Origin of the sequence: Gymnodinialimonas sp. 57CJ19 (assembly GCF_038396845.1) — a bacterium.
In the GTDB taxonomy this organism is placed as follows: domain Bacteria; phylum Pseudomonadota; class Alphaproteobacteria; order Rhodobacterales; family Rhodobacteraceae; genus Gymnodinialimonas.
The window spans coordinates 1,035,149-1,060,866 of the sequence record NZ_CP151587.1; the positions used below are offsets into that span (position 1 = coordinate 1,035,149).

The window sequence follows — 25,718 nt, forward strand, 5'->3', positions numbered from 1 at the left end:
GCGCGTCCCTTCATTCTTGCAAGCGCGGGCGTAGCACCTATCCAATGGGGTTCAAAGCGTTTCAGGAGAGTGAAGATGGTGAAAACGGTGATCATCGAGGCCCATGGCGGGCCAGAGCAGTTGCGGATTGTGGATCGGGAAGTGGGCGATCCGGGCAAGCGCGAGATCCGCATTCGTCACCATGCCTGCGGATTGAATTTTATTGATTGCTATCAACGCTCTGGCCTTTACCCGATGGAGATGCCCGCCGCCTTGGGGATGGAAGCCGCAGGCGTGGTGGAAGCCGTGGGTGAAGGCGTGACCCATCTGAAACCCGGCGACCGCGCCGCCTATGCCTGCGTGCCGCCCGGCGCCTATGCGCAGGCGCGGGTGATGCCCGCCGCGCAGGTCTGCCCGCTGCCCGACGAGATCAGCTTTGAGCAAGGCGCGGCGATGATGCTTAAAGGTCTGACAACGCACTATCTTTTCCGCCGAACGACGCCGATCAAGAAGGGCGATACGGTGCTGTTCCACGCGGCAGCGGGGGGCGTTGGTTTGATCGCCTGCCAATGGGCGCGAAGCGAGGGCATCCGCCTGATTGCCACGGCAGGCAGCGACGAAAAATGCGCCCTGGCGGTCGAAAATGGCGCCGAGGTTTGCATCAACTACCGCACGCAAGACTGGGCCGCGCGGGTGAAAGAGCTGACAGGCGGCGTGGATGTGGTGATGGATTCCGTGGGGGCGGACACGTTTGAAGGCTCTCTCGATTGCCTCAAGCCTTTGGGGTTCATGATTTCTTTCGGCAACGCCTCAGGCCCCGTGCCGCCGTTTGAAATTGCCAAACTGGCGCAAAAGGGCTCGTTGAAGCTGACACGGCCCACGCTATTTGCCCACATCGCGGACCACGCCACATGCCAGCAGATGGCGGCGGAATTGTTCGAAAAAGTCACCTCGGGCGCCGTGAAAATCCGCATTGATCAGCGGTTCCCCTTGGAAGACGTGGCCGATGCACACCGGGCGTTGGAAGCCCGGAAAACCACCGGGCAAACGGTGCTGACGCTCTGATGGGGTATATCAATGGTATATCAATTGGCCGGGCCCTCGGATGGGAGAGGCGCGGCCAGTCGCGTCATATCGTCAGGCCAGCGGTCTGTGCCACTGCGTCAGAATTGACCCGTTAACAGGGACGGGTTACGCCTTCTGGAACGCCATTTAAGGGCCGACAAGAGGCGCCCGAAACAGCCTATGGGGATGACGCATGTCTGAGATCGAACGCGAAAGCATGGAATATGATGTGGTCATCGTTGGGGCGGGGCCTGCGGGCCTGTCGGCGGCGATCCGGTTGAAGCAATTGGATGCGGACCTGAACGTCGTGGTGCTGGAAAAAGGGTCCGAGGTTGGGGCGCATATCTTGTCAGGCGCGGTTCTGGACCCCTGCGGGCTGGATGCGCTGATCCCGGACTGGAAGGAGAAGGGCGCGCCGTTGAACGTGCCGGTCAAGGACGACAATTTCTACATGCTGGGCGAGGCGGGCGGCGTTCGTGTCCCGAACTTCCCCATGCCGCCGCTGATGAACAACCACGGCAATTACATCGTTTCCATGGGTAACGTGTGCCGCTGGATGGCGGAGCAGGCCGAAGAAATGGGGGTCGAGATATTCCCCGGCATGGCGTGCTCGGAAATGGTTTACGGCGAGAACGGCGAAGTACGCGGCGTTGTGGCCGGTGTCTTCGGGCTAGAGGAAGACGGCTCTATCGGGGAAAACACGGAACCGGGGATGGAATTGCTCGGCAAGTACGTGTTCCTAAGCGAAGGGGTGCGCGGCAGCCTGAGCCAAGAGGTGATCGCGAAATACGACCTCGCCAAGGACGCAGAGCCGCAGAAATACGGCCTTGGCATGAAAGAGATCTGGGAGATCGACCCGTCCAAGCACAAAGAAGGCAGCGTCACCCACACGATGGGCTGGCCTCTGGGCAGCAATGCGGGCGGCGGCAGCTTCATCTACCACCTTGAAAACAATCAGGTGTATGTGGGGTTCGTGGTCCACCTCGGCTACAAGAACCCGCATGTCTTCCCCTACATGGAATTCCAGCGTTTCAAGCACCATCCAATGGTGGCAGAGCTTCTGGAAGGCGGTAAACGCATCGCCTACGGCGCCCGCGCGATCACCGAAGGGGGCTACCAGTCGCTGTGCAAGATGGTGGCGCCGGGTGTGGCGCTTCTGGGCTGTTCCGTGGGCATGGTCAACGTGCCGCGTATCAAGGGCAACCATAACGCCATGCTGTCAGGCAAAGCCGCGGCAGAGGCTGCGTTTGAGGCGATCGGGGCGGGCCGCGCCTCGGACGAGTTGAGCGATTATGAAACAGAGGTTCGGACCGGCGCGATCGGCCAAGACCTGAAAAAAGTGCGCAACGTGAAGCCGATCTGGTCGAAGCGGGGGCTTATGGCCTCGCTCGTGTTCGGCGGCATGGACATGTGGACAAACACGCTGGGTTTCAGCCTGTTTGGCACGTTGAAGCACGGCAAGACCGACGCTGCCGCGACGGAAAAGGCAGCGGATCACCAGAAGATCGACTATCCCCGGCCCGATGGCGTCTTGTCCTTTGATCGCCTGACGAATGTGGCGTTCTCTTTCACCAACCACGAAGAAAGCCAGCCCGCGCATCTGAAACTGCGCGATAGCACGGTGCCCATCGCGGTGAACCTGCCACTTTATGACGAGCCTGCGCAGCGCTATTGCCCGGCCGGTGTCTATGAGGTGGTGGAAGAGGCGGGCAAAGACCCGCGCTTTGTCATCAACTTCCAAAACTGCGTTCACTGCAAGACCTGCGACATCAAAGACCCGTCGCAGAACATCCATTGGACGGTGCCTCAGGGCGGTGACGGGCCGAACTACCCCAACATGTGATCAGGGCAGGCGGACACCAACATTCGATATTGTGAGAAGGGCTTGATTGCCCTTCCCTCAGACGCGGCCTAGTCTTTGACGAAACCGCCCCGATCTGGGGCTGAGGAGAGCATGAATGACGTCCAACCGACCCCTGTTCGCACTGGCCTTTGCAGCGATCTTTGCGCCGATCACGGCCCAAGCCGATAGCTTGTCCGGCGCTTATCTGGCGGGGCGGGCGGCTGCGATCACCGGCGATCACGCGGCGGCGGCTGAATATTTCGACCAAGCGCTACAGTTCGACCCCGGCAACGCCTTTTTGGTGTCCAACACCGTGTTTGCCTATGCCTCGCTTGGGGAATGGGAAGCGGCGCAAGCGGCGGCGCAACAGCTCGATGCCGATGCAGAGGGGCAGGAGCTGGCCGAATTGGTCGCCTTTGTGCGCCTCATTTCCGAGGGAGAGTTTCAGGACGCCCTTGATATGATCGAGGCCGGCAACGGCCCCGGCCCCTTGGCCGATGACCTTACTGGCGCGTGGCTGACCTTTGGGCTTGGCGATATGTCCGGCGCTGTAGAGCGGTTTGAGGCGCTGGCGTCCGAGCGCGGTCTGGAAGAGCTGGCGGCACTGCATCTGGCCTTGGCCCGCGCCGCAACGGGCGATTTTGAGGCCGCCAACGAAATCCTCTCGGGTGAAACCGGGGTGCAGATCACCAACACCGAACGCGTCGTGCGCGCCCGCGCCATCATCCTAGTGCAACTCGGCCGGCGCGGAGAGGCGTTGGACCTTCTGGATGGCTATACACAAGCCGTCCCGGACCCGGGCCTTCTGGCGCTACAGGCCAGCCTCGGCGCGGGGGCGGACATGCCCTATGATTTCGTGCTGACCGCCCAAGACGGCGTGGCCGAGGTGTTCTTTAACGTCGCCCAATTGCTGGCCGGGGATCGCAACACGACCCTGCCGCTCTTGATGGCTCAGGCAGCAAGGGGCATTGACCCTGAGCATTCCGACGCCGTGGTTCTGGCCGGAGAATTGTTGGCAGGCACCGAGCAATATCAACTGGCCGCAGACACCTATGCGGCGGTCCCGGAAAGTGACCCCAACTACATCGAAGCCCAGATGGGACGGGCGCAGGCGCTGGAAGATTCCGGCGCGCAGGAAGAGGCGGTTGCGATCTTGTCGGCCTTGGTCGAGGCGCGGCCCGATCTGGCCTCGGTCCAGGCTGCCTACGGCGATTTGTTGCGCCGGGCAGAGCAGTTTGAAGAGGCCATCGCCGCCTATAGCGCCGTGTTGGATTTGGTGGACCCCGATCAGCCGCGCTATTGGTTCATCCATTACGCCCGCGCGATTTGTTACCACCAGTTGGACAATTGGCCCCCCGCAGAGGCCGATTTCCGCCGCGCGTTGGAGCTGAACCCCGAGCAACCTAACGTCATGAATTATCTGGGGTATTCGCTGGTAGAGCAGCGCCGCAGCTTTGATGAGGCCCTGGGCATGATCCAACGCGCCGTCGCCGCGCGGCCTGAAAGCGGGTACATCGTCGATAGCCTTGGGTGGGTTTACTACCGTCTTGGCCGTTATGAGGAGGCCGTGGCCCCCATGGAACGCGCCGTGGAATTGGAGCCGAACGACCCAATCGTCAACGACCATCTGGGTGACGTCTACTGGATCGTGGGCCGTTACCGTGAAGCGGAATTCCAATGGCAACGCGCCCTGTCGTTCGACCCGGAACCCGAAGACGCCGAACGTATCCGCCGCAAGCTGGAGGTCGGCCTGGATGTGGTGCTGGAAGAAGAAGGCGGCACGGGCATTCTTGAGGAAGAATGAGCGCAGGGCGATGGCCGGCATGACGCAATTCGCCCCCGCAAAGGTGAACCTTGCCCTGCATGTGACGGGCAAGCGGGAGGACGGGTTTCACCTGCTCGACTCGCTTGTTGTGTTCGCGGGGGGGGGCGATTGGCTGACCTTCGCCCCGGCTGATACGCTGTCCCTACAGGTACGTGGCCCGCGCGCGCGGGGCGTGCCCGAGGATGGGCGCAATCTGGTGTGGAAGGCGGCGCAATGGCTCGCGCCCGGACGCGGTGCGGCGATTACGCTGGACAAACATTTGCCCCATGCGGGCGGGATCGGCGGCGGCTCTGCCGATGCGGCCTGCGCCTTGCGGGGCTTGGCGCAGATGTGGGGCGTGGATGTGCCGCGCGGGGCCGAGGCTTTGGGCGCGGATGTGCCGGTGTGCCTCCATGGCCGCCCGGTACGGATGCGCGGCATCGGAGAGGTATTGGAAGACGTGCCCCCCCTGCCGCCCGTGTGGATCGTGCTGGTCAACGCGGGCCAGGAGGTGCCGACAGGCCCGGTCTTCAAGGCGCTGGAGCGCACGGATAACCCGCCGCTGCCTGCGCCCGCATGGGACGGTTTCGACGGTTTCATGGCGTGGTTGCAAGAAACACGGAATGACCTGCAAACAGCCGCGAAGACGGTGTCACCGATCATCGACGACGTGTTGGCGCGTTTGAGCCAAACGCACGGGTGCCGGCTTGCACGGATGAGCGGCTCGGGCGGGACATGCTTTGGATTGTTCGAGGCAGAGGCCGACGCGGTCGCCGCCGCCACCGCAATGCCCGCCGATTGGTGGGCCGAGGCCGCACCGGTGTTGGGCGCGATGCCTTAGTTCAGACGCGCCACGACGTAATCGGCCAGATCAGCCAGCATATCGCGCAACGGGTCGGCGGGTAGCACGGTTAGCGCCGCCTTGGCGGCTGCGACGTAGGCGTTCGCCTCATCCCGTGTCTGCGCCAGCGTGCCGTGTTTTTGCAGCAAGCCCAATGCGTGCTCCAGATCGCCGTCGCGTTGGTCGCCTTTGCCGATGGTGCGCGCCCAAAAGGCCTGCTCATCCGCGTCGCCCGCCGCAATCGCGCGGATCACGGGAAGGGTCATTTTCCGTTCGCGGAAATCATCGCCAATGTTCTTGCCAATCGCCCCGGCCTCTCCGGCGACGCCGCCCCAATCGAGCAGGTCATCGGCCATCTGGAACGCTACACCAAGACCGTCACCATAAGTGGCGAGTGCCTGGATCACCACGTCATCACGATCAGCGATCACGCCGCCGACCTTGCAGGCGGCCTCGAACAGGGCCGCGGTCTTGCCACGGATCACTTGCAGATAAGTGTCCTCGGGCGTGGCGATGTCGGAGGCGACGGTCAGCTGTAACACCTCACCCTCGGCAATCGTGGCGGCAGCGTTCGACAGGATATCGAGCACTCGGAGGCTGCCCGGCTCCACCATCAACTGAAACGCACGGGCGAACAGGTAATCGCCCACCAGAACGCTGGACTGGTTGCCCCACAAAAGGTTTGCCGTGGGCCGCCCGCGCCGTTGCTCGCTTTCGTCAACGACGTCATCGTGCAGCAAGGTGGCGGTGTGAATGAACTCGACCGTGGCTGCGAGTTTCACGTGATCGTCGCCCGAGTAGCCGCACAACCGCGCACAGGCGAGCGTCAGCATCGGGCGGATGCGTTTGCCGCCCGCTTCAACCAGATGGGCCGTAACCTCGGGGATGCGGGGGGCGTGCTTGGATGCCATGCGGTCGCGGATCAGCGCGTTCACGGCGGCCAGATCATCGGACAGGGCCGCGCTAAGGCGGTCATGGGGCTTCTGCGTTGGCGTATCCAGGCTCATCGGCAGCTCTCCATCTCGACATGACGCTTGCGCGCGCTTACCTGTCGGCCATGCTTGAAATCTTACGCAGTAACGACCCGACGATTATCGCCTTTGCCACCGCATTACTTAGGGGCGAGGATATAGAGGTGTTCGTGATGGACGTCCATATGAGCGGGCTTGAGGGGAGCATCGGCATATTGCCGCGCCGCCTGATGGTGCGCCGGGATGAAGCCGCCGCCGCCGACGTCGTGTTGCGTGACAATGACCTGCCGGTGTCGAAGTGGACCTGACCCAAGACGGATTTCTGGGGGGGCGGGTGCAAGCCTGGCAGCCCCGCGACGGCTACCGAGCCGCGACGGACCCGGTGTTTTTGGCCGCGGCCTGCCCGGCAAAGGCGGGCGATAGCGTGCTGGAGTTGGGCTGCGGCGTGGGCGTGGCCGCCCTGTGCCTGATGGCGCGGGTGGACGGCTTGGTCGTGACGGGGGTGGAGCGGCAAACCCCCTATGCCGAGCTGGCCAAACGTAACGGCTTGGAGGTGGTGGCCGCCGATCTGACGGCGCTTCCCGCCGATCTGCGGCAGCGCAGTTTTGACCATGTGATCGCCAATCCACCCTACTATGGGCCGGGGACCGCCTCGGACGATGCGGGGCGCGACGGGGCGCTGCGCGAGGAAACGCCCTTGGCCGATTGGTGCGCCGTGGCGAAAGCGCGGCTGAAACCGGGGGGCTGGCTGACGATGATCCATCTGGCCGAACGCCTGCCCAATATTCTGCGCGGGTTGGAGGGTTTTGGCGATATCACCGTGCTGCCCCTGACACCGAGAGAGGGACGGATGGCGGGCCGCGTCGTGCTGCGCGCCCGCAAGGGGGCCCGCGCCCCGTTCCGGCTGTTGGCGCCTTTCGTGATCCACGCAGGCGCGGCCCATACCGCCGATGGCGATGACTATTCTGCAACAACCCGCGCCGTTCTGCGCGATGGGGCGGCACTGCCTTTCGTCTAACCGGCTAAATACTGAGCATTTTAGCCGTTAAGACAGTTCTTCGTGACAGACGCATGACAATGTGGTGGACTGATCCCTGTAGACCCAACTTATCAGAGGAGACACATATGTCGCTTGGCGCCCATCTTCAGGAACTCAAGAAGAAACATGCCCATCTCTCTGCCACGGTTGAAGAACAACAACGAAGTCCGGCAGTGGATGATCTGACCCTTCGCAACCTGAAGAAGGAAAAGCTGCGGTTGAAGGAAGAAATCAACCGCCTTGATAGCTAGTCAGCATCCTGCGTAAGGCGCCCTTAGACTGATAGAAGCAAGGGCCCTTGCGCCACCCACTACGATCGCCGTCGGGAGATTTGGTCAGACCTGAACCTCGGCGGCGTGAACGAATGTCGTTCCATCCCTGTATTCTTCCAGGGACAAAGTTTCAGCCTCAATCCACTCACGGAATGCCTGCACTTGGGGCCGCTCGTCGGGCCCTTCCGGGCAGACGAAGCTATACTGGGCATCGGTGGTAAGCCCGAGCTTGTAGGGCATCACCAAGCGCCCTTCTTTCAGGTCTCTTTCCGCCAGCGAAACCCGCCCCAACACCACGCCAGCCCCCGCCAGTGCCGCGTCGATTGCGTGGTCGGCCTGACTGAACCGTGCCCCCGCCGCAAAACGCGGTGGCAGTTTCGCGGCGCGGAACCACGCGGGCCAATCAACGGCGGGGGTGAGGAAGTGGGTGTCGTCCTGATGCAATAGCGGCGCACGGGCCAGATCGGCAGGATTGGGGAATTGCTCGGCCAGTTCCGGGGTCATCATCGGGGCGACCCATTCGCGAATAATCGGCATCGAAAACAGACCCGGTTCGTCTTTGGCCATGCCAAAGCGAATGGCGACATCGACATCGTCATGGGCGAAATCCACCAGCCGTAACGTGGCGAGGAAGCGCAGCTCGATATCGGGGTTGGCCACGGCGAAATTGAACAGACGCGGGGCGAGCCATTTGGCGGTAAAAGCGGGGCCGGCAGTGACGATCAGGCTTTTCTGATCAACGGTGCGCCTGGCGGCGCGCCATGCGGCGGCCAGCGCGGTGAAACCGTCAGCGGCACCGGGCGCAAGGGCGCGGCCTGCATCGGTGAGCTCCACCGCGCGGTTGAGCCGGCGGAAGAGCGGGGCCTCCAGATGCTCCTCCAGCGACTTGATCTGAAACGACAGGGCGGCGGGCGTCACGTTGAGTTCAGAAGCCGCTTTGGCGAAGGACATATGCCGCGCCGCAGCGTCAAAAGCACGGAGGGCGGTGAGAGGAGGGAGGCGATCTGACATTTGAGTTAAGTAAACCTTAAGCGAAGGGTTGGAAAGTCCCGTTTGTCGTAGGCACCACGAGATCCCATGTTGAGTGCATCACCTCGCCCTCCTGCAAAGGAATACCGTTATGCACTTTGACAATACCACCAGCCCCGCCGCCCGCGATGCCATCTTTCGTGCCCATGTCGAGCGGGGAAAGATCCTTGGCGAGATTTGGAAATACTTGACCCGGCGTCACTAGCAGGGCGGGATGCGGGGTTGCAGCAATTGCAATGCTACTCTCGCGCAGCGCCCCTATATGTGAACGGAAACAAACTTCTATCCGTAAGGTGTCCACATGTTCCACGATCTTGCCGAACCCGAAATGCAGAAAATCATCAACCAAGCCCGTGCGCAGCGTAGCCGTGAATTGGCGCGTCTGTTCACATCGCTGTTTCGTCGCCGTCCGGCCACGAAGTCGAGCGTTGCAACAGCCGGTTAACAGCCATTCCGAATTGGCAATGGGGTTTCCCGCGCGGATTGCCTAATTAGCGGGCAGATTACAAATTCAACTCTAGTGCGAAGGTCACATAAAATGTTCTTCTCGGAATTCCGCGCGCTTGTGCGCCAGACACTCTTCCAGGTTCAAACCAACGACGCCCAGGACCGGGCCCGTGTAAACGGTTACCTCTGCGCTCTGCGCTGAACCACGGCAGAGCCGAGGGCCGCAAGGCCCGCGCCGCCCGCGATGAGGGCGGCAGACAAGATCAACGTGGGTGATGCCTCGGCGACGCCCACAACGATAAGCACCAGCGTCGAAAGAAGCGGTGCCGCATAGCTGGCCACACCAAGCAGTTGGATGTCCCCGGCTTTGACCCCCAGATCCCACACATAGAACGCCAGCCCCACGGGACCGAGGCCCAGTGCCACGACCGAGGTCCATCCGATCATGCCCTCGGGCCAGATCGTTGTTTCCAGCGCCAGATGCGCGGGCACGGAGAGAATCGCCGTGGCCACACAGAAGATGGCGACGGTCTGGGTCGGCATGTGCCCCAGTTTTCGCGATAGCACCGAATAGCCGGACCACGTCAGCGCACAGAGCCCGGCGAGGGCGAGGCCGATGCTGTTTGAGAACCCCTCGGCCCCCGGAGCGACGATGAGCGCGGCGCCCACAAAGGCGACGAGAGCGCCGATGATGTGAAGGGGCCCGATGCGTTCACCGGGCAAGAGGCCGGAGAAGAGCACGATGAACAGCGGCCAGAGATATGCGATGAGGCTCGCCTCGGCCGGGGGGGCAAGGCGCAGGGCGCTGAAGTAGAGCGCATGGTAGCCGAAGAGGCCGACGGTGCCGAAGATATAGACCCGCAGGGGGACGGACCGAAGCTTGGGCCAGCCCTTAGTGGCGGTGACCCAGATAAGTCCGATAGTGCCACCGATGGTGAAGGTCAGCGCGTTGAGGAGAAAGGGAGGGACCGGGGCGGAGCCAATGGTGAACAGGGCAAGCAAAGCCCAGAGCAGGACGGCGATGAAGCCGATGGCGGTGGCGCGGGTACGGGTCATGGAAGTGGTTTAGCCGCGGCGAGGGGGGGAGCGATAGAGCCGATAGGGGCGTGGGGAGGAGAGTGCGGGGGTGAGTTGTACTGGCCAAGATGAAGGAGCGGGCGCGCCCATGAAAAAGGCCCCTGCGCGGTGGGCAGGGGCCTTTGGGGTCTTGGTGGCGGCAATCAGACGAAGTATTGAGCGCCGTTGGCCGAGATGGTGGAGCCGTTGATGAAGCCGCTGTCGTCGGAGGCGAGGAAGCAGACACAACGGGCGATTTCTTCAGGCTCGCCCAGACGACCTGCTGGAATGCCAGCAACGATGCTGTCGCGCACCTTTTCGGGGATCGCCATGACCATTTCGGTCGCAATATAGCCCGGGCAGATGGCGTTGGCGGTGATGCCAGCGCGCGCGCCTTCCTGGGCGAGGGACTTCACGATACCCAGGTCGCCGGCTTTGGTGGCGGCGTAGTTGGTTTGGGCAAACTGGCCTTTCTGGCCGTTGATCGACGAAATCACGATGACACGGCCGAATTTGCGTTCGCGCATGCCGGGCCAGATCGGGTGGACGGTGTTGAAAACGCCGGTGAGGTTGGTGTCGATCACCTCGTTCCACTGTTGCGGTGTCATTTTGTGGAACGGCGCATCGCGGGTGATTCCGGCGTTGGCGACAACGACTTCGATGGGGCCGAGATCGGCCTCGACCTGTTCGATGCCTGCTTTGGAGCTGTCGTAATCGGCCACGTTCCATTTGTAGGTTTTGATGCCGGTTTCATCCGTAAATTTCGCGGCGGCTTCATCGTTGCCTGCGTAGGTGGCGGCGACGGTATAGCCGTCCGCTTGCAGGGCCTTGGAAATGGCTTCGCCAATGCCGCGGCTTCCGCCGGTGACCAGTGCGACTCGTCCCATTTTGTCTCTCCTCCTGAGTTGTATAACTTTGTTGCAAATAAAAAAGCTGCACGCAACTTTATTGCGCACAGCTTTTAGTGTGGTGTTGGATCAGTCGCGCTCGACGCAGAGGGCAACGCCCATGCCGCCGCCGATGCACAGTGTGGCGAGGCCTTTTTTCGCGTCACGGCGCTGCATTTCAAACAGCAGTGTGTTCAGGACGCGACAGCCAGAGGCGCCGATGGGGTGGCCGATGGCGATGGCGCCGCCGTTGACGTTCACGATGGCTGGATCCCAGCCCATGTCCTTGTTCACGGCACAGGCCTGGGCGGCGAAAGCTTCGTTGGCTTCCACCAGATCCAGATCATCGACGGACCAACCGGCTTTCTCCAGCGCCTTGCGCGACGCGTAGATCGGGCCGACGCCCATGATCGACGGGTCGAGGCCCGCGGTCGCGTAGGAGGCGATACGGGCGAGGGGCTGGATGCCACGCTTCTCGGCGTCGTCGGCGGACATCAGCAGCGTTGCGGCCGCGCCGTCGTTCAGGCCGGACGCGTTGGCGGCGGTGACGGAACCGTCTTTGGTGAAGGCGGGGCGCAGCTTGGCCATTGCTTCCATCGTGGCACCGTGGCGGATGTATTCGTCTTGATCGACGACGGTGTCGCCCTTGCGGCCCTTAATCGTGTAGCTCACGATCTCATCCTGGAACTTGCCGGCCTTTTGGGCGGCCTCGGCCTTGTTCTGGGAGGCAACGGCGAATTCGTCCTGCATCTCGCGCGAAATTTGCCATTTTTCGGCAACGTTTTCCGCCGTTTGGCCCATGTGGTAGCCGTTGAAGGCATCCCAGAGGCCGTCGCGGATCATTGTGTCGATGTACTTCATGTCGCCCATCTTCTGACCCTGGCGCAGCATCGCGGCGTGGGTGGACATCGACATGTTCTCCTGACCGCCGGCGACAACCACGGAGGCATCGCCCAACATGATGTGCTGTGCGCCCAAGGCGACGGCGCGCAGGCCAGAGCCGCACACCTGGTTGATGCCCCAAGCCGCGGATTCTTGAGGAAGGCCAGCGTTGATGTGCGCTTGGCGGGCCGGGTTCTGGCCTTGGGCCGCTGTCAGGACCTGACCCAAAATCGTCTCGGACACATCGGCTTTGTCGATGCCAGCGCGTTCAACAACGGCTTCGATCACGGCTTTGCCGAGGTCATGGGCAGGGGTGTTTGCGAAGGAGCCGAGGAAGCTGCCAACCGGCGTACGGGCGGCGGAAGCGATGACGACATTGGTCATGGGAAGTCCTTTCCTGAGCGCGACGGGCCCCGATATGGGGCGCGCGGCGCGGCGTGTGTTATCGGCCGCGTCTTAAAGTGTGGCGGCGGCTCTAATCAACGGACACGGTGTCTCAGGCGATGTAAAGAAGTGATCTTGCCCTAGGGAAATGAATGGGGTGCGATTCATGCGCTCCGCATGATGCGATTGTTGTCGATTTCGGGAAGGGTCATGGACGGGGCGCCGTAGTAGTAGCCTTGGAGGCAATCGACGCCCGCTGAAACGAGCCATTGCGCCTCTTCCAAGGTTTCGACTGATTCTGACACGACGAGCATGTCGAAATGGCGGGCGAGGCCGATCAGAGCCTCGGACAGGACTTGGTTATCAGCGTCTTCGGCGATGTTGCGGGTGAATTGGCCGTCAATTTTCAGGATGTCGAAGTAGAAGGTCTTGAAGTGCCGGAAGGCGGTGTAACCTGCTCCGAAGTCATCCAGGGCGAAGGTGATGCCCTTGTCTTGCAGGTCTTCCATAAAGATGGCGACGATTTCCGGCATGATCATGACGGAACTTTCGGTGATTTCAAGGATCAGGCGTTCGACGACAGTGGGGGTGTCGCGCAGGCACGCCCGCAGGATTTGCATCCACCGGGGATAGCCCACCGAGCGGGCGGACATGTTGATTGATAGGCGAAGGCCAGGATTGTCATGGAGCGCCTGAAGGCCGTGTTGCAAAGCGGCACAGTCGATCTGTCGGCCAATGTCGGTATCTTCCACCGCGCCCATGAAGTCCCGGGCCGGGATCACACGGCCCGTTTCATCGAGGATGCGAATGAGCCCTTCATAGAAGGCGATGCCTTGGCCATCGGAGCGGACAATCGGTTGATAGGCGAGGCAGGCATCCCCGCGGGTCAGGGCCTGTTGCACCATGGCGAGGGTGCCCCGATCCCGTTGCGAGATGGCGGCATCCAGAGGACTTGCGGTTCCTGGTTCGATAAGTTCACCGGCCTTGCTTTTCATCACCCACTCCGATCGCGCGCATGTTTGGGGGTTGATGCACGGAAGACCTTTAAAGAAGGATGAAAGACGGGGTTTGCGTCAAATGCGAGGGATTAGGGAAATGGCAAGTGAAAGGGGCGCGCAAGCTGAGGGTCGCTGCGATTGGTGCGGCACGGACGCGCTATACGTGGCCTATCACGACACCGAGTGGGGTGTGCCCGAATACGACAGTCGCGCGTTGTGGGAAAAGCTGGTGCTGGACGGGTTTCAGGCGGGCTTGGCCTGGATCACCATCCTGCGCAAACGGGACGCCTTTCGCGAGGCATTTGAAGGGTTTAATCCAGAGGTCATCGCCCAGTGGGGAGAGGCCGATGTGCAACGGTTGTTGGGCAATGCCGGGATCGTGCGGCACCGGGGCAAGATCGAGGCGACGATCACCAATGCGAGGGCCTGGATCGACATGGAAGAGAAGGGCGGGTTTGACCGTTTTATCTGGGATTATGTGGATGGGGCGCCGTTGAGAAACACGTTTACCACGATGGCGGAGGTGCCGCCCGTCACCGATATGAGCGCCAGAATGTCGAAAGACTTGAAGAAGGCCGGATTCAAGTTCTGCGGGCCGACGATTGTATATGCCTGGCTGGAAGCGACGGGCGTGGTGAACGATCATCTGGTGGGGTGCCCGAGGCACGAAGAGGTCGCGGCGATGGCCCGTTAAGGTCGGTGGTGGGGCGGGGAAGTTGTGTGGTTTTTAATGTAGGGCTCTGCCCGAGACTGTTTACTTGGGGGCTCTGCCCAAGGGTATTCGTTTGGGGGCTCTGCGCAAGGGTATTCGTTTGGGGGCTCTGCCCCCCATGCACCCCAAGGGGCGCATGTCCCCCGGAGGTGTATTTGCCAAGATGAAGGAGGGAGCCGGGCCGGCGGTGGTGTTAGTTTCCGGGGGCTGAGAGCGCCTCCAGGAGGGCGATGGCCTCGGGGGAGGCCCAATCGGCATCGCCGCGAAGGCGAGCGATTTCCTGGCCGTTGCGGTCGAGGATGACGGTGATGGGCAGGCCGAAGATCCCCATCTCGCGGGCGATTTGCTGGTTGATGTCGCGGTTTTGCGGAAGGGAGGTGACGCCGATTTCTTCAAAGAAGCGACGGATGGCGGGTGGAGGATTGCGGCCCGTGGCGAGGGTGACGACCTGAAAATCCTCGCCGCCCATGGTGTCTTGGAGGCTTTGAAGCGACGGCATTTCTTCCCGGCAGGGCGCGCACCATGTGGCCCAGAAGTTCAGCAGGACGACCTGACCGGCGTAGGCGGCCAACGTGGTCTCGGACCCATCTTCCTGCACGAAGGGCTGCTCGGAGGCGGGCACCGGGTCGGCATGGATCACCAGCCCGCGCATGTCACCCACTTGCAGATCGGACAGGTCTTGGGCAATTGCGGCATTTGCGCATAGGCTCGCGGCGATGTATGCGGCGGTAACTAGGATTTTGCGGGCCATTTCGGTTCCTCTGAAGACAGGGCAGACAGCTATGAGCGATACGGGTTCCTCCAACGATACGTCCAAGGCCAACACCATGTGGGGCGGCCGTTTTGCGGCTGGACCCGATGCGATCATGGAGGCGATCAACGCCTCGATCTCGTATGACCAGCGGATGGCGCGTCAGGATATCGAAGGTTCCCGTGCCCATGCCGCCATGTTGGCGGCCACGGGCATCGTAGAGGGTAGCGACGTTGACGTGATCCGGGAAGGGCTGCTCACGGTCTTGTCAGAGATCGAGGGCGGAACTTTTGCCTATTCGGCGGCGCTGGAGGACATTCACATGAATGTGGAGTCGCGCCTGACCGAGATTGTCGGCCCTGCCGCAGGGCGTTTGCACACGGCCCGGTCGCGCAACGACCAAGTCGCCACCGATTTCAAGCTATGGGTCCGTGACCAGCTGGACGCCGCGATTTCCGGGGTGGAGGCGTTGCAGCGCGCCTTGTTGGGGCAAGCCGAGGTGGGGGCCGAGTGGGTCATGCCGGGTTTCACCCATCTGCAAACGGCACAGCCTGTCACCTGGGGCCATCACATGATGGCCTATGTCGAGATGTTGGGCCGAGATGCCTCGCGGTTTCGCGATGCGCGCGCGCGGATGAACGAATGCCCGCTGGGGGCCGCGGCACTGGCGGGGACGTCGTTCCCCATCGACCGGGACATGACCGCAGAGGCGCTGGGCTTTGATCGCCCTGCCGCGAATTCGTTGGACGCCGTGGCCGACCGCGACTTCGCGCTGGAGTTCCTGGGAGCGGCGTCGATCTGCGCGATGCATCTGTCGCGTTTTGCCGAGGAACTGGTGATCTGGTCTTCGGCACAATTCCGGTTTGTGGCCTTGTCGGACAGGTTCTCGACCGGGTCGTCGATCATGCCGCAGAAAAAGAACCCCGACGCGGCCGAACTGATCCGGGCCAAGATCGGGCGCATCTTTGGGGCCAATGTAGCCTTGATGACGGTGATGAAAGGGCTTCCGCTGACCTATTCCAAGGACATGCAGGAAGACAAGGAACAGACGTTTGACGCCGCCGACAACCTGATGCTGGCCCTTGCGGCGATGGAGGGCATGGTGCGCGATATGCAGGCCAATGTACCCTCGCTTGAGGCCGCCGCGTCGTCGGGCTTTTCCACCGCCACGGATCTTGCCGATTGGCTGGTCCGCGCCATCGACATGCCTTTCCGCGAGGCCCATCACGTCACCGGCGCGCTGGTAAAACTGGCCGAGGACAAGGGCTGCGATCTGCCTGATCTGACGTTGGAGGACATGCAATCGGTGCATGGGGATATCACGCAGGCCGTCTTCGATGTTCTGGGCGTGCATAATTCGGTCGCGTCTCGGGTGTCCTACGGCGGCACGTCGCCCGTGCGGGTGCGCGAACAGGTGGCCCGTTGGCGGGGCATTTTGGGCTAGGCGACACGTCTTTCGGCGCAGGCTTGCCGATGGGTCCCGCGCCCGGGACCGCGTCACTGGACAGGGGCGCGAAATCGGCGGAGACTGCTGCCATCCAAGGAGAGACTTGATGCGTTACGTTGTTATTCTAGCCGTCCTCACCCTGACCGCCTGCGGCGTGGATGGCGAGCCCGAGCGGCCTGAGAGGGCAGCACACCAGCCGGGGATTTCTATCTCGGGGACGGCAGAAATTGGCATCAGCGGGACCTTCTGAACCAAGCCTCTGCAATCCCAGTTGATCCGGCGCGGTTTCGCGCCTAACCTCAACCCAATCCCGGCATCGCCTCCGCGTTTTGCCGGGTTTCGTTTGCTCCTGATCTCTTAAGGCACTGACCGATGGAAAAGATCCCAATGACACCGAAGGGCCTTGAGGCCATGAACGGTGAACTCAAGCAGCTCAAAAGCATTGAGCGCCCTGCCATCATCAAGGCAATCGCCGAAGCGCGGGAACATGGGGACCTGTCGGAGAACGCGGAATATCATTCCGCGAAGGAGAAGCAGTCGTTCATCGAAGGGCGGATCAAAGAGCTTGAGGGCTCGATTTCGCTGGCGCAGGTAATTGACCCGTCGACGCTGTCGGGCGCGATCAAGTTTGGCGCGACGGTTGATCTGGTCGATGAAGAAACCGACGAAGAAAAGACCTATATGATTGTGGGTGAAGCAGAGGCCGATATCGAAAACGGTTTGCTGAACATCAAATCCCCCATCGCCCGCGCCTTGATCGGCAAGGAAGAGGGCGATAGCGTTGAAGTGCGCACGCCCGGTGGGGCCAAGAGCTTTGAAATCGTCAAGATTTCCTATGTCTGATGCCGGGGCAATCGTGCCCGCGATAACCGTCAACTTTCCGGGGTGAACACGGACGATGTCGTCTTCCTCTGATCCGACGCAAGAACGCATTCCCGACCCACGCGCCACCCCGACGGCGCTGGACCTCGGGCTGTATGCGCGTGCCGATGTGGGGCCAAGGATCACGGGCGTTGAGATGGTCGCCATCGGCGTGTCTGTGGTGTGGATCGGGGCGGTGGTCTTCTTCGGTTTCGGAACATCTGAGGAAGAAGACGCCGGCGGCGGTCTATCGACGCTACTGTCGATCTTGGCGGTGATCTTGCCCTTGGCGTTGATCTGGGTCGCGGCGATGGCTGCCCGAACGGCAAGGGCCTTGCGGCAGGAGGCGGCAAGATTGCAGGCCTCTATCGATGCAATGCGGGCGGCCTACGTGGAGCAACAGCAGCGCCAGTCGATGGAGATGAAGCCTGATCTGGTGCAGAAGCTGGACGATTTGGTGGCAGCGCAGCAGGCCGCCGATACCAAGCTGGCAACGTTCACGTCACTGCGCGCCGTGGAGCCTGCCGAAGTCCGCGCCGCGGTGCCCCCGGTTCTGTCGGAGGCGGACGCTGCACAACCGCAACCCGCCCTTGCGTTCGTGCAAGAAGCGGTGGTGGAGCCGATCTCGGTTGCGGATTTCATCAAGGCACTGAATTTCCCTGAGAATGAGCACGATAAAGAGGGTTTCCGCACCCTGCGCCGGGCGCTTGAAGACCGCTCGACCGAGCGGTTGATCCGGGCCTCGCAAGATGTGCTGACGCTGCTGTCGCAAGACGGCATCTACATGGATGACTTGCGCCCCGACCGCTCCAAATCCGAGGTCTGGCGGCGCTTCGCCAAGGGCGAACGCGGCCGGCCCATCGCGGCGCTTGGCGGCATCCACGACCGCTCGTCGCTGGTGCTGGCCGCAGGCCGCATGCGCAAAGACCCCGTCTTCCGCGACGCCGTCCACCACTTTCTGCGCCACTTCGACCGCACGTTCATGGAGTTCGAGAAGAACGCCAGCGACGAAGAAATCGCCCACCTGGCGGATACGCGCACGGCGCGGGCGTTTATGCTGCTGGGGCGTGTGACGGGGACGTTTGACTGAGGCGGCGGAAGGCTTTTGCAAAAGCCTTCACAAATCCTTGCAAGGATTTGGGTGCCTAGGCGCGAGGGGGGCGGGTTTTGTAGACGGGGAGGCGCCAGCCGAACAGCAGAGAGCCCGCGCGGAGGCCGAAGGTGACGGCGACGCAGATCACTGTAGGCCAGGGCGTTTGGGACGTGATGTAATGCGCACCCAGTAGCGATGCACCGGCCCCCGCGAAGGCTGCGGTGACGTAGAGCTCTCCCTGTTTCAATACCAGAGGCACTTCGTTGGCGACCACGTCCCGCATCAACCCGCCGAAGGTGCCGGTGGCCACGCCCATGACCAGCACGACGCCTGTGCTGACGCCTGCCTCTCTCGCCACGGCGACACCAGCGGCGACCGCGATCGCGACGGCGCCCGCGTCCAGCCAGATCAACCATTTCAGGCGCGATTCCAGCAAGTGAGCGGTGAGAAACACCAGAACCGCTGCCGCCATGGCGATGGCAAGCGGGGTTGCGTCGGCGATCCAGAATACCGGATCGCGGGCCAGCAAAAGGTCTCGTAGGGTGCCGCCGCCCACCGCCGTCAGTGAGGCAAAGAAGATAAAGCCAACGATATCCAGCTGCGCCCGAGACGCCGCTAATGCCCCGGAAAGTGCGAAGATCAACACAGAGGTGTAATCGAGCGACAGGGTAATAGCCATTCAGCCCCGCTTGGATTTCTTGAACGGGGCCATGCCTGCGCGCGCCAGCTCATCAGCCTTTTCGTTGCCCTCGTGGCCTGCGTGGCCCTTGATCCATTCCCACGTCACGTTGTGACGGGCTTGCGCCTCGTCCAGCCGCTGCCAGAGGTCCACATTTTTTACCGGCTTTTTCGTCGCCGTCTTCCAGCCGTTGCGTTTCCAGCCGTGCATCCAGCCCGTGATGCCGTTTTTCACATAGGCGCTGTCGGTCACGATTGTCAGCGTCGAAGGCCGCTCCAGTGCCTCTAGCGCGGAAATCGCGGCCAGAAGTTCCATGCGGTTGTTGGTAGTATCGGCCTCTCCGCCCTTCAGTTCGCGCTCTTTCAGGATCGTGTCGCCTTCTTTGGCCCGCATCAGCGCGCCCCAGCCGCCGGGGCCGGGATTTCCAGAGCATGCTCCGTCGGTATAGGCGATTAGGTCAGGCATCTTGGGGGGCTTTCGCATGGAGAAGAGTGTAGGGGTCAACGGTGCCGGCAAAGCCAGCTTCCGCGTCGTCTACACGGTGGGTGATGGTCAAGCCAAGGTCGGTTAGCATCTGCTCCAGTTCTTCCGCCGTGAAATAGCAATAATGCCGCCCGATGCTATCGCGGCTCTCTCCACTTCCGGTCTTCATGCCCAGAAAGAACGTGCCCCCCGGTCTCAGCCCATGGGCCAGGGCCGCCAGATAGCGCGGCACGTTAGCGCGGGGGGCGTGGAGCAGGCTGAAGCTGGCCCAGATGCCGTCATAGGCGTTGTGGGCGGTGATATCCTCAAAAGTTGCCAGCCTTGCCGCCACGCCGATGTTTTGCGCGGCATCCACAAATGCCTGCGTTGCGTCGATGGCATCAACGCTGTGGCCAAGGTCCATCAGGGCGCGGGCATGCAGGCCGGGGCCGCACCCGACGTCAAGGATATGGGCCTTGGGCGGTAGAGCGGCAGAGAAGACTTGCAGCGCGGTGGCTTGGGTCGGGCTGATGCCCAAATCGGCGTAGCCCGCGGCACGGGTCTGATAGACAGAGATGGTTTGATCGTCGCTCATGGGGGCCAGAGGAACCCTATGCGGGTCCAAGTTTCAACTGTTGTCCTCGGGCGGGGTGCTCTCCCGCGGCAGGGAGGCAAGCTCTGGGCCGGTGCGAAAATAGCTGACATCGTTGGTGAAAACCGAATCCGGCACCAACCTTATCAGGCGGCCATCGGGGTCTTCTACGCGGGCGATGTTCTGAATGAACCAAGGGTTTTGGGTCTCTTCCGCTCCAAGATATCGGCGCAACAGTCTGCGGAATAGGGCCGGATCCATCGGCTCGACCGTCGCGCGGCCCCGCATCCCAAGGTGGCGCAGAAGGCCTGCGGTGTTGTCATAATCCACGATCTCAACCGCGACATGGGGATTGGCCGCGACCCTAGCCGCACTGCTGGAGGAGACATCGGACAGCATCCAAAGCACGGCCTCTTCCCACGCAAACCAGACCGGGGCGTTCCGCGGTTCGCCCGACGCCGTGACGGTCGCAAGGTTGGCCATCAGGGGGCGGGATAGAACCTGTACGGGGTCAAATGCAGTGGGCATGGGCAAGGTCCAAGGGGTGCAGAGGGGAGGGGGGCGGTGGTTGCATTGGTCAGGGAAAGAGCGTCATCCCCGCGCCAAGGGTATCGTTGGGACGCGCGGTGAAGCCCGCCGCCTCGTACAGCGGCTCAACTCCGTGGGCGGCCATAAGCCCCACAGTGCAACCGGGCCGCAGCAAGGGCGCGAGGTCGGTCATAAGGCGGTCCACGATGGTGCGCCCATGGCCCTTGCCCCGATGATCGGGTGCTACGACGATATCTTGCAGATAGAAATACATCACCCCGTCGCCCACCACGCGCCCCATAGCGATGGTCTTTCCACCCTCGCGCAGCGTGACATGTAGCAAGCTGTTATCCAGCGCTTGCGCGGCGCGGCTCGGGTCGATCTGCGGCCAGCCGCAGGAGCAGCGCAGGGCGTTGAACTCCGACGCAGTTGGGGGTGTGTTGCTGAGGGTAGCCATGGGGAAAGGATGGGCCGAGGCGACGCGCACGGCAAGGCTGTTATCGGGGTGTTCTCTACCGCTTCACTGCGCGCGCGGCACAATGTTGGCGCCGCGAATTAGGATAAAGGATAAGCCGCGACGGCGCGGTTCTTCTGGAAAAACGCGTGACCGATGGCATTGTGTTCGTTAGCTTACCCTTAGGCAGCCTAAAAAATAGGCGCCGCTTAGGCCCGTTAGTTGGCAAACAAGATCAGCTTTGGGCCATTAAATCATGGGGACAAAGTATGAAACTAGTGATCGGACTTGATGGTCAGAGCTCTGGGGAGAAAGCCCTGGACTTTGCCAGATCCGTCGCGGCGACAAGCGAAAGTTGTGAGCTGATCGTCGTCTACGTCATCGAATGGTCGCCGTTTTCCTTCCAGACTGCGGAAGAGAATGCGCAACGACACAAGCGCCGCGAGGAAGAGATTTCCGTCGCAATGGAGCGTGTGCTGGAACCGGCCGTTGCCTCGTTGAAAGCTGCGGGCCTCAATGCCCGCGCGATTGTGCGCCACGGAGATGTCGCCGATACCCTCGACAAGGTCGCCCACAAGGAAGGTGCCACGCAGATCGTTGTGGCTCGTTCCAGTGCCGGTGGCCTTACGTCTCGGCTGTTTGGCAGCTCTACCGCAAACCTTGTGATGAACGCCCGCGTTCCTGTCACTGTCGTCGCGTAAGGAACAGGCATCATGAAAAAGATCTATTCAGTATTGATGGTAATCGCGGCCTATATGGCCGTGTCGATGCCAGCGGTCGCCCAAGAGGCGGCACTTTCTTTGGATGAGCGCGTAAACGCGGCGTTTTCCAACGCAACGGGCTGGTTTGTTAACTTCATCTTCATGTCGATCCCCGGCACCAACTTTCCTTGGATCGTGATGTGGCTGGTAATCGGTGCGACGGTTTTCACCATCTACTTCGCTGCCGTGCAGTTCCGCTTTTTCGGCCATGCCATTGGCTTGGTGAAGGGCGATTATTCGGACCCTGACGACGCGGGCGAGGTCAGCCACTTCCAAGCTTTGGCGACGGCGCTTTCGGGCACGGTTGGCCTTGGCAACATCGCAGGCGTTGCTGTGGCGGTTGGCATCGGCGGGCCTGGGGCCACGTTCTGGATGATCCTTGCGGGTCTTCTGGGGATGGCATCCAAGTTCACCGAATGTACGTTGGGTGTGAAGTATCGCAACGAATACCCAGACGGCACCGTTTCCGGTGGCCCGATGTATTACATCTCGAAGGGTTTCAGCGAGTTGGGCCTGCCGGGGGGCAAAATCCTTGCGGTACTGTTCTCGATCTTCTGTATCCTTGGCGCTTTTGGCGGCGGCAACATGTTCCAAGCCAACCAAGCCCATGAGCAGATCACTCAGATTACCGGTGATTTCCCCGGCTGGATTACGGGTATCATCTTTGCGGCTGTGGTGTTCGCGGTGATCGTGGGTGGCATCAAGTCCATCGCGCGGGTCACGGAAAAGGTCGTGCCGTTCATGGGCGTCCTTTATGTCGGCGCGGCAATCGTGGTTTTGGTTGTGAACTACAACATGATCGGTTGGGCCTTTGGCCAGATCTTTGCCGGGGCCTTCACCGGGCTTGGCGTCGCTGGCGGCATGGTTGGCGCGTTGATCCAGGGCTTCAAGCGGGCCGCCTTCTCGAACGAGGCGGGCGTTGGTTCTGCGGCGATTGCACACTCGGCGGTGAAAACCAAAGAGCCAATCACCGAGGGCTTCGTGTCCCTATTGGAGCCGCTGATCGACACTGTCGTGATCTGCACCATGACCGCACTGGTCATCATCATCAGCCAACAGCTGATCATCGACGCGGATACCGGCAACTACATGCTGAACGAGGGTGCTTCGGCCATCGCGACCGTCGACGGCAACAGCGGCGTTGCCCTGACATCGGCAGCCTTCGGGTCCGCTATCAGCTGGTTCCCTTACGTGCTGGCGATTGCGGTGATCTTGTTCGCGTTCTCGACCATGATTTCGTGGTCGTACTACGGACTTAAGGCGTGGACGTACCTGTTTGGCGAAGGCAAGACGACAGAGCTGATCTTTAAGCTGATCTTCTGTGCCTTCATCGTCATCGGGGCGGCGGCCAGCCTTGGGCCGGTCATCGACTTCTCTGACGCGGCGATCTTCGCCATGGCTGTGGTCAACATCTTCTGCCTCTACTTCTTGATGAAGGTGGTGAAGGCCGAGTTGCAGTCCTACAGCGCACGTCTGAAGTCGGGCGAGATCAAGAAGTTCACGCACTAAGCGCGACCGATATCGAACGGGAGGGGCCGCATGCGAAAGCTGCGGCCCTTTTTATGTGATATGGTGGGTCAGGCTGGTTCGCGGAGCACGCGAGGCACTTTGAATTCCACGTTCTCCACGGCAGTTTCCACCAGTTCCCGTGTCACGTCGAAGCGGTCCTCGAAGGCTTGAATGACTTCTTCGATCAGCACCTCGGGGGCTGACGCGCCCGCCGTTATCCCCAGCGTCTTGATATCGCCCAGGGCCCGCCAATCAATATCCGCGGCCCGCTGCACCAATTGGCTGTAAGCGCACCCGGCCCGAGAGCCGACCTCTACCAGCCGTTTGGAGTTGGACGAGTTCGGCGCGCCCACCACCAGCATCGCCTCGGCCTTGGGGGCCATGGCTTTCACCGCTTCCTGGCGGTTGGTGGTGGCGTAGCAAATGTCTTCCTTGTGGGGGCCGACAATGGCCGGGAACCGCGCCTTCAGCGCCGCGACGATATCTATCGTGTCATCCACGGACAGGGTGGTTTGCGTCACGAAAGCCAGCCTTAGCGGGTCACGCACGGCGACCTTGGGCACGTCCTCCACGGTTTCCACAAGCAACACTTCGCCTTCGGGCAGTTGGCCCATGGTGCCGATTGTCTCGGGGTGGCCTTCATGGCCGATCATGATCATCTGAAGGCCGTTGTCGGCGTGGCGCTGTGCCTCGATATGCACCTTGGAGACGAGGGGGCAGGTAGCATCCACGTAGATCATTTCCCGCGCCGCCGCCGCTTGCGGCACCGATTTGGGCACACCGTGGGCCGAGAAGATGACCGGGCGGTCATCGGGGCAATCGGACAGTTCCTCCACAAAAACCGCGCCTTTGGCTTTCAGGTCATCGACCACGTATTTGTTGTGCACGATCTCGTGGCGCACATAGACCGGCGCCCCCCATTTCGTCAGTGCCATTTCCACGATTTTGATGGCGCGGTCCACGCCAGCGCAAAAGCCGCGCGGGGCGGCGAGATATATCGTGAGAGGGGGCTTGGTCATGGTGCGGATCTCCTGTGAGACATTAGGTAAGGGGTGCCAGACATGTCGTAAAGGGATGGTGCCGCGCGGGCGGGCGTGATTGGGTGCGCGGGACCCCAATTAGGAGTGCCGCCAATGCTGATCCCCCGCCAAACCGTTCCCGCCCTATCGCTTCCCATCGTCGGAGGTGGCACCTTCGACCTGAGCGCGGAAGCCAGCCCCCGCGGCACTGTCGTATGTTTCTACCGGGGGCTGCACTGCCCGTTGTGCGCCAAATACCTTGAGGAATTCGAAAAGCTGGTCGGAGAGTTCGCCGCCCGTGGTGTCGGTGCCATCGCGATTTCCAGTGATGGCGAGGAACGCGCCGCCGAGATGAAGACCAAGATCGGGGCCGAGAACCTGCGGTTCGGCTATGATCTGACGTTGGAGAAGGCCCGTGAATGGGGGCTCTATATCTCGACCTCTCGGGGCAAGACCTCCATCGGGATCGAGGAACCTGCGCTGTTCTCGGAACCCGGTCTGTTCCTGATCAACCCCGACGATACGCTTTATTACATGTCGGTGCAGACGATGCCCTTCGTGCGTCCTCATTTCCGCGAGCTTCTGGGCGCTGTCGATTTCGCGATCGAGAAAAGCTACCCGGCCCGTGGTGAATACACCGGGGCGGTTTGACCGCTTTGGAGGGCGTGGCCCTTACCCGCGCCGATGTGGCGCGGGCCTGTGATGCAGGAGTGCCCGTTTCCGCGAAGGCCTGCGCCTTGGACGGCGTTGATCTGTCTGATCTGGACCTGTCGGGGTGGCAGTTTGACCGCTGCACCCTGACCGGTGCCTCGTTCAACGGCGCGATGCTGGAAGGCACCGGGTTCACCGCTTGCCGCGCGGCGGGCGCGACGTATCTGAGTGCCAACCTGCAAGAGGCTGAGATCAAGGGCGGGGACTTCAGCAACGCCGATTTGCGCGGGGCGACGGTGACCTCGGCCCGCGTGGTCGGATGCAAGATGACGGGCGTTAACCTGTCGGACGTGCGCGCCATCGGCTGGGAGCTGGAAGAGGTGCTGCTGAACTTGGCGGTGATTTCCAAGGTCTCGTTCCGCAAGATGGTGCTGAAGCAAGTGGATTTTACCGAGGCGTCCCTGACCTCCTGCGATTTTCGTGGGGCAGAGTTTGAGGCCTGTTCCCTACGCGACGCGCAGCTGGTGGATTGCGGATTCGAGAATGCCGACCTGCGCGGTGCTGATCTTGGCGGCGTGTCTCTGACAGACGCGCGGCGGTTGAAAGGGGCGGTAATCTCGAAGGGGCAGGCGGCCGATCTGCTGGCGCAACTGGGCCTGCGGGTGATCTAGCTCGCCTTGGCGCGGCGAGGAAAGTTGGGCC

The 25,718-nt window shown here is 61.8% G+C and carries 30 protein-coding genes; 16 read left to right on the top strand and 14 right to left on the bottom strand.

The annotated features are described in order from the left end of the window. The first annotated feature begins 75 nt into the window (after nt 1-75). From AADW23_RS05090 to AADW23_RS05105, 4 genes are all read left to right on the top strand, one after another. Nucleotides 76-1,044, top strand: a complete 969-nt coding sequence (locus tag AADW23_RS05090) for a quinone oxidoreductase (RefSeq protein ID WP_341863446.1) — start codon at nt 76-78, stop codon at nt 1,042-1,044. Between the two features lie 193 nt (nt 1,045-1,237). Then, nucleotides 1,238-2,887 (top strand): electron transfer flavoprotein-ubiquinone oxidoreductase, encoded by a 1,650-nt coding sequence (locus AADW23_RS05095; protein ID WP_341863447.1) that lies wholly within the window; start codon nt 1,238-1,240, stop codon nt 2,885-2,887. 115 nt (nt 2,888-3,002) lie between these two features. Beyond that, entirely contained in the window at nt 3,003-4,691 is a 1,689-nt protein-coding gene (locus AADW23_RS05100) for a tetratricopeptide repeat protein (protein ID WP_341863448.1), read from the top strand. Nucleotides 4,692-4,701: 10 nt separating this feature from the next. After that, complete coding sequence (locus tag AADW23_RS05105) at nt 4,702-5,532, top strand: 4-(cytidine 5'-diphospho)-2-C-methyl-D-erythritol kinase (protein ID WP_341863449.1); 831 nt, start codon at nt 4,702-4,704, stop codon at nt 5,530-5,532. Here the strand turns inward: AADW23_RS05105 and AADW23_RS05110 are convergent. Beyond that, nucleotides 5,529-6,539, bottom strand: coding sequence for a polyprenyl synthetase family protein (locus AADW23_RS05110; protein WP_341863450.1), 1,011 nt, complete (start codon nt 6,537-6,539; stop codon nt 5,529-5,531). The genes AADW23_RS05105 and AADW23_RS05110 overlap by 4 nt on opposite strands. Nucleotides 6,540-6,589: 50 nt before the next feature. On the opposite strand from AADW23_RS05110, the gene AADW23_RS05115 reads away from it, so the two are divergent. The 3 genes from AADW23_RS05115 to AADW23_RS05125 all read left to right on the top strand — a co-directional run bounded on the left by AADW23_RS05115 (nt 6,590) and on the right by AADW23_RS05125 (nt 7,793). Further along, complete coding sequence (locus AADW23_RS05115) at nt 6,590-6,811, top strand: DUF2007 domain-containing protein (protein ID WP_341864278.1); 222 nt, start codon at nt 6,590-6,592, stop codon at nt 6,809-6,811. After that, entirely contained in the window at nt 6,802-7,521 is a 720-nt protein-coding gene (locus tag AADW23_RS05120; protein WP_341863451.1) for a methyltransferase, read from the top strand. Before AADW23_RS05115 ends, AADW23_RS05120 begins: the two co-directional genes overlap by 10 nt. A gap of 107 nt (nt 7,522-7,628) precedes the next feature. Beyond that, nucleotides 7,629-7,793 carry a DUF465 domain-containing protein gene (locus tag AADW23_RS05125; protein ID WP_341863452.1) on the top strand — a complete coding sequence of 55 codons (165 nt, stop codon included), beginning with the start codon at nt 7,629-7,631 and terminating at the stop codon, nt 7,791-7,793. A gap of 84 nt (nt 7,794-7,877) precedes the next feature. Here the strand turns inward: AADW23_RS05125 and gcvA are convergent, their stop codons facing one another. From gcvA to AADW23_RS05155, 6 genes are all read right to left on the bottom strand, one after another. Next, on the bottom strand, nt 7,878-8,825 hold the full coding sequence (gene gcvA / locus AADW23_RS05130) for a transcriptional regulator GcvA (protein ID WP_341863453.1): 948 nt from the start codon (nt 8,823-8,825) through the stop codon (nt 7,878-7,880). A gap of 16 nt (nt 8,826-8,841) precedes the next feature. After that, nucleotides 8,842-9,192 carry a hypothetical protein gene (locus AADW23_RS05135; protein WP_341863454.1) on the bottom strand — a complete coding sequence of 117 codons (351 nt, stop codon included), beginning with the start codon at nt 9,190-9,192 and terminating at the stop codon, nt 8,842-8,844. 278 nt (nt 9,193-9,470) lie between these two features. Continuing rightward, nucleotides 9,471-10,346 carry an EamA family transporter gene (locus tag AADW23_RS05140; RefSeq protein ID WP_341863455.1) on the bottom strand — a complete coding sequence of 292 codons (876 nt, stop codon included), beginning with the start codon at nt 10,344-10,346 and terminating at the stop codon, nt 9,471-9,473. 164 nt (nt 10,347-10,510) lie between these two features. After that, entirely contained in the window at nt 10,511-11,233 is a 723-nt protein-coding gene (gene phbB, locus AADW23_RS05145) for an acetoacetyl-CoA reductase (RefSeq protein WP_341863456.1), read from the bottom strand. A 90-nt stretch (nt 11,234-11,323) separates the two neighbouring features. Continuing rightward, nucleotides 11,324-12,499 (bottom strand): acetyl-CoA C-acetyltransferase, encoded by a 1,176-nt coding sequence (locus AADW23_RS05150; RefSeq protein ID WP_341863457.1) that lies wholly within the window; start codon nt 12,497-12,499, stop codon nt 11,324-11,326. A gap of 164 nt (nt 12,500-12,663) precedes the next feature. Continuing rightward, nucleotides 12,664-13,494 (bottom strand): EAL domain-containing protein, encoded by an 831-nt coding sequence (locus AADW23_RS05155; RefSeq protein WP_341863458.1) that lies wholly within the window; start codon nt 13,492-13,494, stop codon nt 12,664-12,666. A 100-nt stretch (nt 13,495-13,594) separates the two neighbouring features. Here AADW23_RS05155 and AADW23_RS05160 point away from each other — a divergent pair, with 100 nt between their 5' ends. Then, complete coding sequence (locus tag AADW23_RS05160) at nt 13,595-14,191, top strand: DNA-3-methyladenine glycosylase I (RefSeq protein ID WP_341863459.1); 597 nt, start codon at nt 13,595-13,597, stop codon at nt 14,189-14,191. Between the two features lie 211 nt (nt 14,192-14,402). Here the strand turns inward: AADW23_RS05160 and AADW23_RS05165 are convergent, their stop codons facing one another. After that, nucleotides 14,403-14,960: a TlpA disulfide reductase family protein gene (locus tag AADW23_RS05165; RefSeq protein ID WP_341863460.1), complete on the bottom strand. Its 558-nt coding sequence runs from the start codon at nt 14,958-14,960 to the stop codon at nt 14,403-14,405. A gap of 31 nt (nt 14,961-14,991) precedes the next feature. On the opposite strand from AADW23_RS05165, the gene argH reads away from it, so the two are divergent. The 4 genes from argH (at nt 14,992) to AADW23_RS05185 (ending at nt 18,358) form a co-directional block, all read left to right on the top strand. Further along, a complete protein-coding gene (gene argH / locus AADW23_RS05170) occupies nt 14,992-16,404 on the top strand; it encodes an argininosuccinate lyase (protein WP_341863461.1) in 1,413 nt (470 codons plus the stop codon). 109 nt (nt 16,405-16,513) lie between these two features. After that, the gene (locus AADW23_RS05175; RefSeq protein ID WP_341863462.1) at nt 16,514-16,657 is read left to right on the top strand and encodes a hypothetical protein; all 144 of its coding nucleotides are present in this window, start codon (nt 16,514-16,516) and stop codon (nt 16,655-16,657) included. Nucleotides 16,658-16,779: 122 nt separating this feature from the next. Further along, nucleotides 16,780-17,250 carry a transcription elongation factor GreA gene (greA, locus tag AADW23_RS05180; protein ID WP_341863463.1) on the top strand — a complete coding sequence of 157 codons (471 nt, stop codon included), beginning with the start codon at nt 16,780-16,782 and terminating at the stop codon, nt 17,248-17,250. Nucleotides 17,251-17,305: 55 nt separating this feature from the next. Next, nucleotides 17,306-18,358, top strand: coding sequence for a hypothetical protein (locus AADW23_RS05185; RefSeq protein WP_341863464.1), 1,053 nt, complete (start codon nt 17,306-17,308; stop codon nt 18,356-18,358). A 55-nt stretch (nt 18,359-18,413) separates the two neighbouring features. Here the strand turns inward: AADW23_RS05185 and AADW23_RS05190 are convergent, their stop codons facing one another. The 5 genes from AADW23_RS05190 to AADW23_RS05210 are packed head-to-tail and all read right to left on the bottom strand — an operon-like array spanning nt 18,414 to nt 21,079. Beyond that, on the bottom strand, nt 18,414-19,040 hold the full coding sequence (locus tag AADW23_RS05190; RefSeq protein WP_341863465.1) for a trimeric intracellular cation channel family protein: 627 nt from the start codon (nt 19,038-19,040) through the stop codon (nt 18,414-18,416). After that, nucleotides 19,041-19,505, bottom strand: a complete 465-nt coding sequence (gene rnhA, locus AADW23_RS05195; RefSeq protein ID WP_341863466.1) for a ribonuclease HI — start codon at nt 19,503-19,505, stop codon at nt 19,041-19,043. Further along, nucleotides 19,498-20,097, bottom strand: a complete 600-nt coding sequence (locus tag AADW23_RS05200; RefSeq protein ID WP_341863467.1) for a class I SAM-dependent methyltransferase — start codon at nt 20,095-20,097, stop codon at nt 19,498-19,500. Before AADW23_RS05200 ends, rnhA begins: the two co-directional genes overlap by 8 nt. 33 nt (nt 20,098-20,130) lie before the next feature. After that, nucleotides 20,131-20,622, bottom strand: a complete 492-nt coding sequence (locus AADW23_RS05205; RefSeq protein WP_341863468.1) for a pyridoxamine 5'-phosphate oxidase family protein — start codon at nt 20,620-20,622, stop codon at nt 20,131-20,133. A 49-nt stretch (nt 20,623-20,671) separates the two neighbouring features. After that, nucleotides 20,672-21,079, bottom strand: a complete 408-nt coding sequence (locus AADW23_RS05210; protein ID WP_341863469.1) for a GNAT family N-acetyltransferase — start codon at nt 21,077-21,079, stop codon at nt 20,672-20,674. Nucleotides 21,080-21,345: 266 nt separating this feature from the next. Between AADW23_RS05210 and AADW23_RS05215 the strand changes: the two genes are divergently transcribed. Together AADW23_RS05215 and AADW23_RS05220 are read left to right on the top strand one after the other, a co-directional pair. Continuing rightward, entirely contained in the window at nt 21,346-21,777 is a 432-nt protein-coding gene (locus tag AADW23_RS05215; RefSeq protein ID WP_341863470.1) for a universal stress protein, read from the top strand. A gap of 12 nt (nt 21,778-21,789) precedes the next feature. Next, on the top strand, nt 21,790-23,346 hold the full coding sequence (locus AADW23_RS05220; protein WP_341863471.1) for an alanine/glycine:cation symporter family protein: 1,557 nt from the start codon (nt 21,790-21,792) through the stop codon (nt 23,344-23,346). Nucleotides 23,347-23,414: 68 nt separating this feature from the next. Here AADW23_RS05220 and ispH read toward each other — a convergent pair whose 3' ends face one another. Then, nucleotides 23,415-24,365: a 4-hydroxy-3-methylbut-2-enyl diphosphate reductase gene (gene ispH, locus AADW23_RS05225; RefSeq protein ID WP_341863472.1), complete on the bottom strand. Its 951-nt coding sequence runs from the start codon at nt 24,363-24,365 to the stop codon at nt 23,415-23,417. 114 nt (nt 24,366-24,479) lie between these two features. Here ispH and AADW23_RS05230 point away from each other — a divergent pair, with 114 nt between their 5' ends. Then, a complete protein-coding gene (locus AADW23_RS05230; protein ID WP_341863473.1) occupies nt 24,480-25,016 on the top strand; it encodes a peroxiredoxin-like family protein in 537 nt (178 codons plus the stop codon). Beyond that, nucleotides 25,013-25,687 (top strand): pentapeptide repeat-containing protein, encoded by a 675-nt coding sequence (locus AADW23_RS05235; RefSeq protein WP_341863474.1) that lies wholly within the window; start codon nt 25,013-25,015, stop codon nt 25,685-25,687. Before AADW23_RS05230 ends, AADW23_RS05235 begins: the two co-directional genes overlap by 4 nt. Nucleotides 25,688-25,718 lie beyond the last annotated feature (31 nt).